The organism is Niastella vici, assembly GCF_002077945.1.
GTDB classification, from domain to species: Bacteria; Bacteroidota; Bacteroidia; order Chitinophagales; family Chitinophagaceae; genus Niastella; species Niastella vici.
Genome location: NZ_LVYD01000001.1, coordinates 122,676 through 139,187, shown reverse-complemented (window position 1 = coordinate 139,187; position 16,512 = coordinate 122,676). Strand labels below are relative to the sequence as shown.

Genomic DNA, 16,512 nt, shown 5'->3' with positions numbered 1-16,512 from the left:
AAAATTATATGAACTTAACCTGGCTTAAAAAGATATTATGGCGCCCTGTTTTTAAATGTATAACAAAATACAAGAAATGGTATGCACAGAAGTATATCATCCCTCCTTATGAGGAGAAAAGGCAAATAATTAAAGATCATCAAAAGCAATTTGGTGTTAATGTTCTGGTGGAAACCGGAACTTTTATGGGAGATACTGTAGCTGCATTGAAAAGTGATTTCTCAAAAGTGATTTCAATTGAATTAAGCGAAGAACTTGCGTTGAAGGCACAGCAGCGTTTTGCCAATGAGCCCACAGTAAAAATAATTCATGGAAACAGTGGAGCCTTAATGGCAAATTTACTTAGAGAGATTAACGCCCCCTGCATTTTTTGGCTGGATGGTCATTATTCATCGGAATTTTTCTTAGGCGACACGTATATTAAAACTGCTAAAGGAAATAAGCTAACTCCGGTGCTGGAAGAGCTAGGTGCTATTTTTTCATCGCCTCATAAAGAAAAGCATGTCATATTAATAGATGATGCCCGTTGTTTTGATGGTACAAATGATTATCCTACAATTCCAGAGCTGAAAGACTTTGTTTCTAAATTTAACGCGAAGCTTAAAGTTGAGATCAAAAGGGATATTATAAGGATTTTACCTAATTAAGTAATTGACGACAGTACAAATTGTTTGGTTCTTATTTACCAAAAAAGAATGGATAGAATTAAAGTAAATTTTACAGATTTCTGGCCTAGCTTTAGGGTGAGAGATAATTATTTCTTTAATCTCCTGAGCAAATATTTTCAACTGGAAATTTCTGACGAACCAGATATTCTTTTCTTCTCAAATTACGGGTACAGGCATTTGTCTTATAGTTGCCATAAAATTCAATTTTTTGGCGAAAACATTCGTCCCGATTTCCGCATAGCTGACTACGTTTTATCATTTGATTATCTTGATCATCCAAGGCATTTAAGGTTCCCCTTATATGTACTCTATTTCGACAATGAATATACGGTTGACAAATTGGTAAGAAAAAAAAGTGCGGATGAAATTGAGGCGTTAATGCAACGAAAGAAAAAATTTTGTTGCTTCATAGTCTCTAATCCCAAATCGGATACAAGAATTGATTTTTTTCATAAGTTGTCAACCTATAAAAAAGTTGATTCAGGAGGCCGCGTTTTAAATAATATAGGAAAGCAGGTTGCCGATAAACTGAGTTTTGTAAACGAATATAAATTCATTATTGCTTTTGAGAATTCTTCACATCCTGGATATACTACGGAAAAGGTGTTGGAGCCCATGCAGGTAAATACGGTGCCTATATACTGGGGTAATCCGGTAATAAACCAGGAGATGAATACAAAGAGCTTTATTAATTATCACGATTATAATTCTTTTGATGCATTAATGGAAAGAATTATTGAGATAGATAATGATGATAATTTGTATAAGCAGTATTTAGAGGAATGCTTATTTAATGATCACCAACCCAATGAATATTTTAGCGAAGAAAGGCTTGTTTCTTTTTTTAAGGGTGTAGTTGAGGCGTTGGACGAAAAACCGGTATCAGCAACATTAAATTATAAAAGAGTAAAAGCTGGCTTACTATTAGGCAATTATCAAAGAAAGATAAAACAAAAATTGCATGACTGGCTGTAAAAATTGTATTCTCGATTATAGTGATGATGCAAACCTGCAAATAGACGAGAATGGAGTATGCAATCACTGTCACTATTATTACAAAGAAGCGCAATTTCTTTTAAAAACAGGTGCTGAGGCTGAATCGTTACTTTCTGGAACCATAAACACTATAAAGCAATATGGAAAGAACCGAAAGTACGATTGCCTGATCGGATTAAGTGGAGGTGTAGATAGCAGTTATGTGGCATACCTTGCTGCAAAATTTGGCTTGAAAGCCTTGTGCGTACATTTTGATAATGGATGGAACTCTGAATTGGCAGTTAAGAATATTGAGAACATTGTAAATAAGCTTGGATTTGACCTATATACTTATGTTATAGATTGGGAAGAGTTTAAAGATTTACAGTTAGCTTATTTAAAAGCTTCTGTAATTGATATTGAAGTGCTGACTGATCATGCTATTTATGGTAGTATGTTTAAAATTGCCAAGGACAATGATATTAAATATGTATTAGGTGGGCATAATGTTGTAACCGAAGGCATATTGCCTTATCATTGGACTTACAATAAGAAAGATTTTATAAATATTCAGGCTATTCATAAAAAGTATGGTACGCGGAAATTGAACTCCTTTCCTTTTCTTGACAGAAAAATGAAAAGATTTATTAACAAGGCGGGTGTTGAATTTGTGAATTATCTGAATTGGGTTCCTTATGTAAAAGATGAAGTGAAAAAAACACTAATCCAGGAACTCGACTGGAGAGATTATGGCGGTAAACATTATGAATCGGTTTGGACGAGATTTTATCAGGGATATATTTTACCTGTTAAATTTAAAGTGGATAAGCGTAAGGCGCACCTTTCTTCATTGATTTGTTCCGGACAAATAACCAGGGATGAAGCATTAGAGGAAATGAAGAATCCTGCATACGATCCTGAGTTATTGAAGGTTGATATTGAATTTGTTTTGAAAAAATTGGGATTAACAAAAGAAGAGTTTGAAAAGATAATGAAACTGGCCGTACGGGATCATAGGGAATTCGATACGGAAGGCTCTTTTTTTAATTACTACCCTTTTCTAAAACCGCTAAAACCCCTTTGGCAATCGTTTAAAACGGTTGCAGGCATAAGAAAAGTCAATGCATCCTAAAGATATAAACGGCAATCGTCCTATAGTTTCTATTATTACCCCCAGTTTTAACCGCGGTGATATTGTTTTTGAAACGGCTTCATCGATCTTCAAACAAACCTATACTAATTGGGAATGGGTCATTGTAGATGATGGCTCTACAGATAATAGCCTGGAAGTATTAAACGGGTTTGCTGAAAAAGATGCTCGGATAAAAGTGTTTCAACGAAACCGAGAGCCCAAGGGCGCATGCACCTGTAGAAATATTGCAGTTGAAAATTCTTCAGGTCAGTATGTATTATTCCTCGATACCGACGACCTTTTGGCCCCTTTCTGCCTGGAACAGCGTGTGCAAGCTGCAAACGAATCTCCTGAATCTGATTTCATTGTTTTTTCCATGCTGCTGTTCAAAAAGCAGCCTGATGACATGGGGGTGCTTTGGAATATTGATACCGACGAAGACGATGTGACCCGTTTGCTATTGGGAGACCCTGTATGTCAGGGAACTGGTACCCTGTGGAAAAAGGATTCATTTAATAAAGCTGGCATGTGGAATGAAAATCTCAGATTATGGCAGGATGTGGAGTTGCATCTCCGTTCAATCTTAAACGGGTTTTCTTACAAAAAAAGATTAGACCTTGATCCGGATGTTTATATAAGGGTGTCGGAAGTAAGTTTATCACGAACAGGCTATCATTCGCGGCCAAAACTTCAAAGCCGCATGCTTGTGTTTACAGAAACCACCATTTCGATTGAAAATAAAAACGAGAAGTCGAAATATAAAAGAGGATTGCGGAACATGGGTGTGGATTTGATTTCAAGTGCAATAAGAAGCAATTGTTTTGAAGAGGCTAAAACGCTTCTTGGTTTTTGTATTACCCATAATATTTTGTCGGGTTCAGATGAAAAGTTTTTTTTAAAGTATATAGGCCTTAAGAAGTTCAAACTGTTGAGCATTCCATTTCTTAATCATTATTTTGAAAAGAAGTTGAAGGCGCTGCATATACCTGTTGAAAGTTATTTGGGAAAAATAAAATATTCCCATCCAATTCAATTTAGTTAAAAAACTAGGGAAAATTTAATGTTCAGTAATTCACACAACAGGATCAAGGAATGTAAAAAGCAAAAGCTTGTTTTGTGAGTAATAGTAGTAAAGTATTGGTATCTATTGTAATTCCTGTTAAAAATGGGGACTATTGGCTTAGTGATACGCTAAAAGGGTTATTAAGTCAAAAAATAAATGGGGGATTAGAGGTAATAATAATAGATTCCGGTTCAACAGATTCAAGTCTTGATATTATAACCCAATTTCCGGTTCGCCTGATACAAATTGATGCGGCTTCTTTTAATCATGGTTTAACGCGAAACCTGGGAGTTAAGGAGGCAAAAGGGGAATTTGTTATAATGACTGTCCAGGATGCAAAGCCCGTCGACGAATTCTGGGTTCAACATTTACTCAATGGGTTCGAAGAAGAAAGTGTAGCTGGCGTTTGTGGTCAGCAAATTGTTCCATGGGAGAAAGATAAAAATCCCGTAGCATGGTTCAGGCCGCAATCTGATCCACAACTCGTAAAATATAATTTTACTCCGGATCAATTCAACCAATTACATCCAACACAAAAAAGAACTGTGTGTGGATGGGATAATGTGTGCGCGATCTATAGAAAAAAGATCTTGGAAGAAATTCCTTTCCGGGAAGTTATGTTTGCTGAAGACTGTTTATGGGCCAGAGAGGCAATTTTGAAAGGATATTCCATTGCATATAATCCCAAAGCGAGAGTTTATCACTACCATTATGAGGAGCCGGCTTCTATAGTTAAAAGACTGTTTGCTGAGTATTATCATTTTTACAGGTTTTTAGGCTTTAAGCCCTCATATACAGATAATGGCTTTATTCGGAAATTGAAAGATATCAAGTTATTAGTGAAAGAAAGGGAAGTGACATGGCCCGACAAATGGAAGTGGTTCTGGTACAATCTTGCAATAAGGGAAAAAGTAAATGAAACCATTGACATTTTTAACCAATCTGTTTCTGAAGGAGAAGATGCTCTTCTTAAAAAATATAAATTATTGTGCGACCAAATTCCTCAAGCGCATAAACCCGTTTAATATTTCCTGCTAACAATATGCAATACCCACTGGTTAGTGTATTAATGACGGCTTATAATCGTGAAAAGTATATTGAAGAAGCTATCGAGAGTGTACTGGCCTCTACACTTAAAGATTTTGAACTAATTATTGTAGATGATAGTTCGGCCGATAAAACAGTTGAAATAGCAAACTCATATGCTAAAAAAGACAAAAGAGTAAAAATCTTTATTAACGAGCATAATCTTGGAGATTATCCAAACAGGAATAAGGCGGCTTCTTATGCACAGAGTAAGTATATCAAGTATCTTGATTCAGATGATATTATGTATCCCCATTGCCTCGAAGTAATGGTTCATTGCATGGAAAAATTTCCTGCAGCCGGTTTTGGCTTATCCGCAAAAACAGATCCTTCAAAACCATATCCTGTATTTTTAACTTCCAGAGAAGCATATATAGAGAATTTTTATGGCTATGGCCATTTTGATAGAGCGCCGGGCTCCTCAATAATAAAAAAAGAAGCATTTGATAAAGTGGGTGGATTCAGCGGTGAAAGAATGATAGGGGATACTGATCTGTGGTACCGGCTTGCAATGAACTATCCAATGGTAAAATTTGTGCCAGACCTGTATTGGTCTCGTTTGCATGAAGGGCAGGAATCCCAGTCATCTTACGCACAGCAGCAATATGAACAATTGCGTAAGATGGTAATGGACCGTTATTTCAAGAATCCTGCCTGCCCTTTAAATGATAAGGAAAGGAAAGATTTCTTGGCCGGCATTTCGCGAAAGAAGCGGAGAACTTTTTTTATCAATACTGTTAAGAAAGTTCTCAGATCAAATAATCATTAAAATCATCAATAATGTTTGACGCCAGAAAGTACTGGGATGAACGTTTGTCGAATCAATATGACTTAGTAGGCGTTGGTGATATATCCCTTGGAATGAATTATAACAAGTGGAGTTACAAAGTTACCAGGAAAATATTGTTCAGACTTTTCAGGAAATATAGTTCAATGTTTCAAAACAATAAAGTGTTGGATATTGGTCCGGGCACTGGCTTTGTTGTAAACATATGGAAGTCGTTGGGTAAAGACCTGACCGGAATAGATATATCAGCTACGGCTGTTAAGAATCTAAAGGTCCAGTATCCTGAATATTCGTTTTTGGAATTTGATATTGGCAGTAGCAAAGTAAATTTACCTGAGAATACTTTCAGTTGTTGCAGCGCTGCTTCCGTATTGTATCATATTGTAGACGATAAGGCGCTGGATATTGCGCTTTCGAATATTCACCGATTGTTGAAGAAAGATGGAATATTTATTTTTTCTGACAATTTTATTCGTGAAGGTCAGTACAATATAACCCATCAGCGGTGCAGAACTTTACAGGAATACAAAGATGCATTACATAGGAATGGTTTTGAAATTCTGGATAGACTTCCTAATTACGTATTAATGAACGATCCAGTTGATGCGCAAACAAAATTTTATCCCAGACTGTGGCATCTGTTAACAAGGCTTTCGGCAAAATCTAAATTGCTGAACGCTATTTTATGGCCCGCAGTATATCCTATAGAGTTGCTGCTTACTTCCGTGCTCAAGGAATCACCGGCACAGGAATTTATGATTTGTAAGGCTATCAAGTAATGCACGTTCTTATTATCCCTTCAGAAGAGTTTGTGCCTGATGCCAATCCGGTGGCTGGCATTTTTCAATATCATCAGGCATCTATACTTAGAGAGGCAGGGCATAAGGTGGGGGTCATTTCTATAAAGCAAACTTTTTCAATTCCTATGTTGATAAAGTCGTTGCTTTTAAAGAGTCTTAAAAAGAAGGCAAATAATGAAACTGACGACTTTACCTTTAAACAGGTGTTGTTGCTGGGATATAGAAAGCTATTTAAACTGAAAGAATTTATAACGGTTGAAAATAAAAAGGGCATTTCTATCTATAGAATAGACGGATTTTACTATTTGCCGCCGTCAGATGTTAACAACAGATCAGGATGGTTAAAAGCGGGCATGATTGCTTACCAGGCATATATAAAAGAGAACGGTACTCCCGAAATTATTCATGCTCATAATGCTGTATATGCCGCTATGTTAGCGGAAAGAATAAAAAAGAATTATGGCATTACTTATATTGTTACAGAACATAGTACAGCTTTTGCAAGGAATACGATTACCAGTCCGTCGCTTTTAAAATATATAAAAGCGGCGTATAAAAATAGTAATAGCAATTATGCTGTAAGCCAGCCTTTTTGTAACTTATTGGAAAATCTTTTTTCCGGGATATCATTTTCCTGCTTGCCGAATGTAATTGATCCTTATTTGGAAAAAAAGCAATATGTTCCTGATATCAAAAAGGAGAATAATGAGTTTGTTTTTGTAAACATTGCCGAACTGCATCCTAAAAAAAACCACCGTTTATTGATTGATGCTTTTAAGAAACTCAGGCTAAATTATCCTGATAAGGCTATAAAATTATGGATTGGAGGCAGAGGCGTGTTGCAGGAAGATCTAAAAAGGCAAATAAGTTTACTTGGATTAGAGCCAGAGATCAAACTGCTTGGACAATTAAACAGGGAACAGGTTTTCGATGCCATTAGGAACGCTGATTGTTTTGTGTTGTCAAGTTCTTATGAAACATTTGGTGTTGTTTTAATTGAAGCAATGTTATTAGGTAAGCCGGTGATAAGTACCCGATGTGGGGGGCCTGAAGGTTTTGTAAATGAAGTAACCGGACTTTTAGTAAGCAGGGACAATGAAGATGAGGATCTTTTTAAGGCCATGATGCAAATGATTGAAAGTAGAGAAGAATACAATCCGAAGTTGATCAGCGAGTATGCTATTAGTGAATTTGGTCAGGAGGCTTTTATTAAGCGCATGAACACAATATACAATCAAATAATTCGTAGTTAATGAGTAATGAGAAGGTATACAGGCAATGTGCAGTGTCTGTAATGGATACAATTGCAGACCCTGACATTACATTTGATGATATAGGAATTTGCAATTACTGCCATGAGTATCGCTTAGCGGAAAAAGAGGCTGTAGTGAAAGGTGAGAAAGGACGTATAAAACTGGAAGAAATTGCCGGCATAATAAAGAAAGCCGGACAGGGGCAACCCTACGATTGTATAATGGGCTTAAGTGGAGGAGTTGATAGTACTTATATAGCATGGCTTGCGAAACAACTTGGTTTACGGCCCCTTGCTGTTCATTTTGATAATGGGTGGAATTCGGAGCTGGCAGTTCAAAACATAGAAAATATTGTGAACCGCCTGGGATTTGACCTTTTTACGTATGTAATAAACTGGGATGAATTTAAAGACCTGCAAATCGCTTATTTAAAAGCATCGGTAGTTGATATCGAAGCGATTACAGATCATGCAATATTTGCGACGTTATACCGCCTGGCTGGTGAAAGAAAAATAAAGTATATATTGAGCGGTACTAATGTTCATACCGAGCAAACATTGCCTAAAAGTTGGATTCATCCAAAGTCGGATCATATTAATATCAAATCTATCCACAAACAATTTGGTACAGTTCCTTTAAAGACTTTTCCATTCATGGATGCAAAAGTTAAAAGGTACTACCAACAAATGTTGGGGGTAAAGTCAGTTTCAATTTTGAATTATACTGAATATAATAAAAAGCAGGTTAAGGAATTGATTCAGCAGGAACTCGGATGGCGTGATTACGGTGGCAAGCATTATGAGTCAATTTGGACCCGTTTTTATCAGGGTTATATTTTACCTACAAAGTTCAGTATTGATAAACGTAAGGCGCATTTGTCGGACCTGATTTTTGGAGGTCAGATTACGAAAGAGGAAGCGCTTGAAGAATTAATGAAACCAATTTACGATCCCGGTCAGTTGAAAATAGATTTTGAATTTGTGCTTAAAAAGCTGGGATTTACCAGAGATGAGTTTGATGCTTTGATGAAACTGCCGCCGCATAGTCATTATGACTATGATTATGAAATGCCAATAGATCAGAGATATCCTTTGTTGAAGCCGGTTAAAACAATTTATAGAAAGCTTTTTCCTGTAAAGAAATGATCGCCATTATTAACTACGGACTAGGAAACCTTACTTCCATTTTAAATATGCATAAGAGGCTCGGGATAGAGGCCATTATAACAAATGATCCTCAGGAGCTTCAAAATGCTGATAAACTCATTTTACCAGGTGTAGGTCATTTTGATAAGGGCATGCAAAATTTGAATCAAAGTGGTTTGACTGGCCTGTTGAATCAGTTGGTTTTAGAGAATAAAAAAACAATACTTGGTATTTGTTTGGGAGCCCAGTTAATGACAAGAAAAAGTGAGGAGGGAGTAGAAAATGGTTTGGGCTGGTTACCAGCTGATACTATAAGATTTAATATTAATGGGAATGGATCCCTGAAAGTTCCCCATATGGGTTGGACCGATCTTGCCATTGTGCAGGAGTCTCCAATCTGGCAGGACCTTCCTGTTAATCCGCGTTATTATTTTGTACACACCTTTCATTTCAAATTTGATAATGCTTCATTCGTAACCGGTCAAAGCACTTACGGTTATGAGTTTGCCTGTGCATTTCAAAGAGAAAACATTTATGGGGTTCAGTTCCACCCTGAAAAAAGCCATAAGTTTGGAATGAAACTACTTGAAAATTTTGCACGATTACAAAAATGAGCAAACGCATACGCATTATACCGGCACTGTTGTTAATGAATGAGGGGCTTTATAAAACTGTTGGTTTTAAAGATCCTGCATATGTGGGTGATCCAATTAATACAGTAAAGATATTTAATGAAAAAGAAGCCGATGAATTGGTATTGGTCGACATTACTGTATCCCGGGACAATAAGCCGATTAATTATAAAAAAATTGCAGAAATAGCCGGTGAAGCATTTATGCCCATGGCGTATGGCGGTGGTATCAGGAGTTTTGATGATGCCTGCAAAGTGTTTGATGCAGGATTTGAGAAAGTAATTATTAATTCGGCAGCAGTCAGGAATCCTGATCTGCTTGGGGCAATTGCCAGAGTTTATGGGAGCCAGGCTGTAGTAGTTAGTATGGACGTTAGGCCAAATTGGTTGAGAAAGTATAAGGTATTTACATTAGGCGGAACCCAGAATACCAATCTTTCTCCTGAGGTATACGCCCGCCAGGTTGAGTCTGCAGGAGCAGGTGAAATATTTTTACAGGCTATACACAAAGACGGTACCTGGGGTGGATATGATATCCCCCTTATTAAAATGGTAAGCGATGCGGTGAATATTCCGGTGGTGGCCTGTGGTGGAGCTGGAAATATAGATGATTTTAAGAAGGCGGTAATTGATGGGGGAGCCTCGGCCGTTGCTGCTGGAAGCATGTTTGTATATCAGAAGAAAGGAATGGGTGTGCTTATTACCTTTCCTACTGGGGATAATATTCGAATGGGGAATAATTGAAATAGAAAATTATGCGAAAAGTTTACACCCAGTTAGATGGTTTCAGGTTTGTTTTTATTTTTCTTGTTCTACTGGAACATTGGCTGCCTTATGGAGTATTTAAATACACGAAGTGCGGTACTATAGGGGTTAACTTATTCTTCGTTTTAAGTGGTTTTTTGTTAGGTGAAATTTTATTAGAGCAAAAAGCAACGCCTGTAGCCAAAGAAATAATCATCAAAAATTTCTTTATCAGGCGTTCGTTGCGCATATTCCCACTTTATTTTGTTGTAATTATTCTCTACAGCGTATTTTTCACCTCCGGTCAAATCTTTTTATGGAATGCTACCTATACTACTAATATTTTAGAGTGTATAAATATTAATCGTGTACCTCTTGAATTTCAACACATTTGGTCTTTATGCGTGGAAGAACAATTTTATTTGATCTTTCCCTTCATCATAGTTTTTGTTCCAAAAGAGTTTTTTTTAAAGATTTTTATTGGTGCAATTGTAATTGCCTTTGCGTGGAGATTTATCTCAATAAATAGTTCAGTATTTGAGAGTTACCCCAATAAATGGTCTTCACGCTTTCCGTTATCGGCTTTTGATGCATTGTTCGGGGGCGCATTATTGGCGTATTTTAAGGTTCATCATTATATTAAGACAAGTAAGTTCTTTTCATTAAAAATAGTACCGGTTTTGTTGTTTTCGCTGATTGCCATAACTATTTTCCTTACTGTACAGCAAGAGGCATTTTGGACTGATCTGTTTTTAAGATTGGTTTGCACGTTTATTGGTATTATAACAATAGGTTATGCTATTATAATAGGATATTCAGGCCATGTTAAGCGCTTTTTGGAACATCCTGCAATTGCATTTATGGGAAAGATCTCTTACGGAATTTATTTATTTCATCCTTTTGTGCAGGAGATATATTTTCAATATTTCCCCATAAAAAAATTAGAGGAATTATGTAAACTTGTTCCCAAGTTGCAGTATAATATGTATCTGCCTCACTTTGTGATCCTTTTCGTTTTCACTATACTTATATCTGTTATTTCATTTTTTTTATTTGAAAAGAGATTTTTGAAACTAAAGCGTTATTTCATTTAAATTTTACAAAATGATTGTTGGTAGGAAAATCAACTTTGCAATAATTGGTTGTGGTCGTATTGCTCAACGGCATGCAGAGCATATTCAAAATAACGGTGTTTTAGTAGCCGTTTGTGATATTGTAAAAGAGAAGGCTAATGAACTAGCGCAAAAGTATGGCGCCTCTCCTTATGATAATGTTGATGAATTATTGAAAAGCCATCCGGAAGTAGATGTTGTATCAATTTGTTCACCCAATGGATTACACGCGGAACATAGTATAAAAGCACTTAAGGCCGGCTTTCATGTATTATGTGAAAAGCCAATGGCATTGAATGTGCATGATTGCGGTGAAATGATCAACGCAGCTGAAAGAGCTAACAGGCGATTATTCATCGTTAAACAAAATAGGTTCAATCCGCCCGTTGCTGCAGTGAAAAAGCTGATAGAGGAAGAAAGGCTGGGAAAGATATACAGTATACAGTTAAATTGCTTCTGGAATAGAAATGAAGCCTATTATTTGAATTCCTGGAAGGGAACCAAAAAACTGGACGGTGGAACGCTATTTACTCAATTTAGCCATTTTATTGATTTGTTATACTGGTTGATTGGTGACGTAAAATCGGTTCATGCCATGGGTGGTAATTTTCATCACAGTAATACTATTGAGTTTGAGGATACAGGTGTAGTATCCCTGCAGTTTTACAATGGAGCAATAGGCACCATTAATTATACCGTTAATTGTTTTGAGAAAAATATGGAAGGTTCTCTTACCATTTTTGCTGAAAAAGGCACTATAAAGATCGGAGGGCAGTACCTGAATGAACTTGAGTACCAAAAAATTGATGGATATGTTATTAAAGATCTTCCGCCTGGTAATCCGCCGAATAATTATGGCCAGTACATGGGATCTATGTCTAATCATGATAAAGTTTATAAGAACCTGTCAGAAGTATTGACTGGCAATGGCATAATTGCAACCAACGGCTTCGAAGGGCTAAAAACAGTAGAAATCATTGATAAGATTTATACGGCGATGGGATCGTAATTCAGGTGTATAACAACCTGTCTTAGATAATTTGCAGGTAATTTATAATTTATGAGGGTTGTTAACATGGAATTAACTTACAACTTAATTAGAAATGGAAAATAAACCGAGGATTTATGATTACGGTATCCGGGAAGATGTAGTATTTGGAAAAGATGTACGGGTGATACAACCGGTAAATTTATATGGATGTAAAGTTGGAGATAATAGTTTTATTGGTCCATTTACAGAAATACAAAAGGATGTTGCTATTGGAGATCGTACCAAGGTGCAATCTCACACCTTTATATGTGAATTGGTTACGATCGGCAATGATTGTTTTATTGGGCACGGGGTCATGTTCATAAATGATTTATTTTCTGAAGGAGGCCCCGCAGCAGGTGATAAAAGTAAATGGAAAAGTACGGTGATAGGCAATCATGTTTCAGTTGGTTCAAATGCAACTATATTACCGGTGTCTATATGCGATCATGTAGTAATAGGTGCAGGTTCGGTAGTTACAAAAAATATAACTGAACCTGGCATATATGCCGGAAACCCTGCACGGCTTATGCGCAGGCATCCCAAACAATAGAATTAATATTATGAATATTCCCTTTGTAGATCTGAAAACCCAATATCAAAGTATCAGGCAGCAAATAGATACTGCCATTCAGCAGGTTATAACAGAAACCGCTTTTATTGGGGGAAATCACGTAAAAACATTTGAACAGAATTTTATCACTAAATACAATGTTAAACATTGTATTGGGTGCGCCAATGGCACAGATGCAATATATATATTATTGAAGATGCTGGGGGTTGGGCCCGGAGATGAAGTAATTACAACAGCATGCAGTTGGATATCTACATCTGAGACCATCGGACAAACCGGGGCCATTCCGGTGTTTGTTGATATTGAACCAAACTATTATACCATCGATGTGGACCGGATTGAAGAAAAAATAACTTCCCGTACCAAAGCAATCATCCCGGTACATTTATACGGGCAGATGGTGGATATTGAAGCGATTACCAGACTTTGTGAAAAACACGGGCTATATCTTATTGAAGATTGTGCGCAATCACATTTTTCTCAGTATAAAGAACGCAATGCAGGTACCTGGGGCATTGCAGGCACCCTAAGTTTTTACCCGGGTAAAAATCTTGGGGCTTATGGTGATGCCGGGGCAATTATAACCAATGATGATAAGCTGGCAGAAAAATGCCGGATGTATGCCAATCATGGCGCTTTGGTTAAGCATCAACATCAAATCGAAGGAATTAACAGCAGGCTCGATGGATTGCAGGCTGCTATTTTAAATGCCAAGCTACCTTATATTGGTCAATGGACCGAGCAGCGGATAGCCAATGCTGCTGTGTATGATGAATATTTAAAAAATATCCCTTCAATAAAAACGCCTAAAGTGCGCAATGGCTCGCGGCATACATTCCATTTGTATGTAGTACTGGCCGAGCGCCGTAATGAGCTGGCCGCATTTTTAAAGCAAAAAGGAATAGAAACCGCTATACATTATCCAACACCACTCCCTTTTTTACCGGCATACAAGCATTTATCAGGCACTCCGCAGGATTTTCCCATTGCTGCCCGTTACCAAAATCAAATACTTTCTTTACCGATGTATCCGGAATTAACGAAAGAGGCAATTCAATACGTTAGTCAATGTGTAGCAGAATTTTATCAGAAATAATTCGTGGGATTTCAATTCAATAATAAGGTTGTATATCTTCTTTCTTCTGACCGATGGGGCACAATGCGTGTTTCCAAGCATCATTATGCTCTTGAACTGGCGGAAAGAGGTAATAGGGTTTTTTTTATAGAACCACCCGATCTGCAAAACAAGGGAATAACCATTTCTCCCTCAGAAGATCATCCGTCTTTATATATTGTAAAATACCGGCCGGTTTTCAGGGGAAAGCGTTTCTTACCTGATCCTATTTTCCGGTTACTTTTGAAAGCGCAGGTGAAATTGCTGACCAAAGCAATTGGGCTGCGACCCGATATAGTCTGGTGCTTCGATCCTTACCGCTTTCTGAATCTGAAATGGTTTAAAGCTTCGGTAAATATCTTTTTTGCTGCTGACCTTTTCTATTATGATCATTTACCCGAAGAGGCGTTTACGGCAGATGTTTGTTTAGGGGTCTCAGATACGATAGTTGAATTATTAAAACCTGCTTGTAAAACGGCTCATTTTATTAATCATGGTGTAAACCGGCACTTTACCAGGATTGCACAGGAAGCATTGGACCAGTTACCTGGTACAATTCATCCTAAAAGCAAAATAACGGTGGGTTATGTAGGCAATCTTTTAATGGAAGCGCCCGATAGAAATACCATGAAAAAAGTCATTTCTGCTCATCCCGATACTCAATTCGTTTTTTGGGGGCAGTATGAGATAAAGGGAAACTTTGTAGCTTTTGATAAACCAGAGGTGTTTGATTTCGTCAGATTTCTTCAATCTCAGCCAAATGTTGTTTTGCGTGGAGCGGTACACCCATCTGTATTAAGCGAAGAAGTAAAAATGGCTGATATGTTTTGGGTCTGTTGGCAAACAACTACAAGTAAAATGTGGGATGGTTCAAATTCGCATAAGATACTTGAATACTTGAGTACAGGCAAGCCGGTAGTTTCTCATTATATGTCAACTTATCGCGATAATAATATTATTGACATGCTCGATTCAAAGGATAACAGTGAATATTTATCGCTGTTTTCGCAAATATTGAAAAGGGTTAGATCAGGTGAGCTGACTGATTTACAACGGGACCGTATACTTTTCGCTATGGAAAATTCATATCGATCACATATTGCCGGAATTGAAAAATTGATAGAATCACGTTTTTCATGAAGCATATTTTGTTTTTAACCAGTACTAATTTGGCTTGTAATCCACGGTGCCGTAAGGAGGTGGAATTGGCTCTTGATGAAGGATATAAGGTATCGGTTGTGGCTTTCGAAATGGACAACTGGACTAAGGACAAAGAGAGGCAGATTATCGAAGTGCTTAAAGATGTGACTTTTTACCATTTGCCAGCAGGCCGCTCGTCTTACTGGAATTGGTTAAAGTCAGTGTTAATAGAGAATGCGTGCCGGTGGTTATACAAATTTGGGATTCGTACCACATGGGTTATTGGCATGGCTGTTAGCCGAAGAAGCATTCTGATAAACGGATTACTAAGAAAAATAAATATTTCTCCTGATCTTATTATAGCACATAATCCGGGCGCTTTTTATCCTGCCGCTAAATTTGCCAAAAACCGGCAATCAGCATTTGGTATTGATGTAGAGGACTATCACCCGGGGGAAGGGTCTGATCCTTTTATAAGGCAGGTGAATGAGCAATTATTAAAGAAGGTTTTACCTAAAGCCGCATATGTGTCTTACGCGTCGGAACCAATTATGCATCGTGTGTTTGCTTTAGGCACTAAGAATAAAACGTCTCCTCAATTTGTAGTTAATAACACTTTTGCCGCGAGCGATTTCGGAGTGCCTGCTGAAAATAAGGATATTCAGTATTTACATTTCATCTGGTTTTCACAGAATATTGACGTTACAAGAGGGCTTGAGCAAGTGTTACCTATATTGGATTCCTTTCAGGACAAGGTTAGGCTGACGTTGATTGGAAACCTGAATAAATCTTTTTTTGACCAGTACCTCATCAACAGGAAATATGTTACAATAATATCTTCTTTGACACAGGAAGATCTGCATCGTCGTCTTGTGCAATATGATATTGGTCTTGCGATTGAACCTGGTAAAGATGAAAATAATAACCTGGCTTTATCAAACAAGATCTGGGCTTATTTTCAAGCCGGCTTGTATATTCTTGCCACCGGTACTGAAGCACAAAGCTCATTCATTGAAAAATTTTCAGATCACGGGGTTATTTCATCACTCGAAGAGACTGATTTAAAAAGAACAATTTCTTCTTTGCTTGATAAGCGTGATATAATTCTGGCAAACAAGTTGGCCAGATGGAAATATGCTCAAAGAAATTCATGGAGCGTTGAAAGTAATAAACTTTTAAAATCCTGGAAGCAAACCAATTAGTTGTGAAAAAAGTTTTGATAATTTCTCCTCATTTTCCCCCTTCTAACCTGGCAGCT

General features: G+C 37.3%; 17 protein-coding genes. All 17 read left to right on the top strand.

Annotated elements, in window-relative coordinates; genetic code table 11:
* Nucleotides 1-8 precede the first annotated feature (8 nt).
* The 17 genes from A3860_RS00595 (at nt 9) to A3860_RS00515 (ending at nt 16,456) form a co-directional block, all read left to right on the top strand.
* Nucleotides 9-647, top strand: coding sequence for a hypothetical protein (locus A3860_RS00595; protein WP_081144601.1), 639 nt, complete (start codon nt 9-11; stop codon nt 645-647).
* A gap of 48 nt (nt 648-695) precedes the next feature.
* Nucleotides 696-1,643 carry a glycosyltransferase family 10 domain-containing protein gene (locus A3860_RS00590; protein ID WP_081144600.1) on the top strand — a complete coding sequence of 316 codons (948 nt, stop codon included), beginning with the start codon at nt 696-698 and terminating at the stop codon, nt 1,641-1,643.
* The gene (locus tag A3860_RS00585) at nt 1,630-2,775 is read left to right on the top strand and encodes an N-acetyl sugar amidotransferase (protein WP_081144599.1); all 1,146 of its coding nucleotides are present in this window, start codon (nt 1,630-1,632) and stop codon (nt 2,773-2,775) included. The genes A3860_RS00590 and A3860_RS00585 overlap by 14 nt, the downstream gene beginning before the upstream one ends.
* On the top strand, nt 2,765-3,817 hold the full coding sequence (locus A3860_RS00580; RefSeq protein ID WP_081144598.1) for a glycosyltransferase family 2 protein: 1,053 nt from the start codon (nt 2,765-2,767) through the stop codon (nt 3,815-3,817). Before A3860_RS00585 ends, A3860_RS00580 begins: the two co-directional genes overlap by 11 nt.
* A gap of 74 nt (nt 3,818-3,891) precedes the next feature.
* The gene (locus A3860_RS00575) at nt 3,892-4,863 is read left to right on the top strand and encodes a glycosyltransferase family 2 protein (protein ID WP_081144597.1); all 972 of its coding nucleotides are present in this window, start codon (nt 3,892-3,894) and stop codon (nt 4,861-4,863) included.
* 17 nt (nt 4,864-4,880) lie between these two features.
* Nucleotides 4,881-5,693 (top strand): glycosyltransferase family 2 protein, encoded by an 813-nt coding sequence (locus A3860_RS00570; RefSeq protein ID WP_081144596.1) that lies wholly within the window; start codon nt 4,881-4,883, stop codon nt 5,691-5,693.
* 11 nt (nt 5,694-5,704) lie between these two features.
* On the top strand, nt 5,705-6,490 hold the full coding sequence (locus tag A3860_RS00565; RefSeq protein ID WP_081144595.1) for a class I SAM-dependent methyltransferase: 786 nt from the start codon (nt 5,705-5,707) through the stop codon (nt 6,488-6,490).
* Entirely contained in the window at nt 6,490-7,764 is a 1,275-nt protein-coding gene (locus A3860_RS00560) for a glycosyltransferase (RefSeq protein WP_081144594.1), read from the top strand. Before A3860_RS00565 ends, A3860_RS00560 begins: the two co-directional genes overlap by 1 nt.
* On the top strand, nt 7,764-8,909 hold the full coding sequence (locus tag A3860_RS00555; protein ID WP_081144593.1) for an N-acetyl sugar amidotransferase: 1,146 nt from the start codon (nt 7,764-7,766) through the stop codon (nt 8,907-8,909). Before A3860_RS00560 ends, A3860_RS00555 begins: the two co-directional genes overlap by 1 nt.
* Nucleotides 8,906-9,523 carry an imidazole glycerol phosphate synthase subunit HisH gene (hisH, locus tag A3860_RS00550; protein WP_081144592.1) on the top strand — a complete coding sequence of 206 codons (618 nt, stop codon included), beginning with the start codon at nt 8,906-8,908 and terminating at the stop codon, nt 9,521-9,523. Before A3860_RS00555 ends, hisH begins: the two co-directional genes overlap by 4 nt.
* The gene (locus tag A3860_RS00545) at nt 9,520-10,284 is read left to right on the top strand and encodes an AglZ/HisF2 family acetamidino modification protein (RefSeq protein WP_081144591.1); all 765 of its coding nucleotides are present in this window, start codon (nt 9,520-9,522) and stop codon (nt 10,282-10,284) included. The genes hisH and A3860_RS00545 overlap by 4 nt, the downstream gene beginning before the upstream one ends.
* Nucleotides 10,285-10,295: 11 nt before the next feature.
* Nucleotides 10,296-11,378 (top strand): acyltransferase family protein, encoded by a 1,083-nt coding sequence (locus A3860_RS00540; protein ID WP_081144590.1) that lies wholly within the window; start codon nt 10,296-10,298, stop codon nt 11,376-11,378.
* 10 nt (nt 11,379-11,388) lie between these two features.
* Nucleotides 11,389-12,405: a Gfo/Idh/MocA family protein gene (locus A3860_RS00535; protein WP_081144589.1), complete on the top strand. Its 1,017-nt coding sequence runs from the start codon at nt 11,389-11,391 to the stop codon at nt 12,403-12,405.
* Between the two features lie 94 nt (nt 12,406-12,499).
* Nucleotides 12,500-12,979 carry an acyltransferase gene (locus A3860_RS42195; RefSeq protein ID WP_081144588.1) on the top strand — a complete coding sequence of 160 codons (480 nt, stop codon included), beginning with the start codon at nt 12,500-12,502 and terminating at the stop codon, nt 12,977-12,979.
* Between the two features lie 10 nt (nt 12,980-12,989).
* A complete protein-coding gene (locus A3860_RS00525; protein ID WP_081144587.1) occupies nt 12,990-14,096 on the top strand; it encodes a DegT/DnrJ/EryC1/StrS family aminotransferase in 1,107 nt (368 codons plus the stop codon).
* A 261-nt stretch (nt 14,097-14,357) separates the two neighbouring features.
* Nucleotides 14,358-15,254, top strand: coding sequence for a glycosyltransferase family protein (locus tag A3860_RS00520; protein ID WP_143773879.1), 897 nt, complete (start codon nt 14,358-14,360; stop codon nt 15,252-15,254).
* Nucleotides 15,251-16,456, top strand: a complete 1,206-nt coding sequence (locus A3860_RS00515) for a glycosyltransferase family protein (protein ID WP_081144585.1) — start codon at nt 15,251-15,253, stop codon at nt 16,454-16,456. Before A3860_RS00520 ends, A3860_RS00515 begins: the two co-directional genes overlap by 4 nt.
* Nucleotides 16,457-16,512 lie beyond the last annotated feature (56 nt).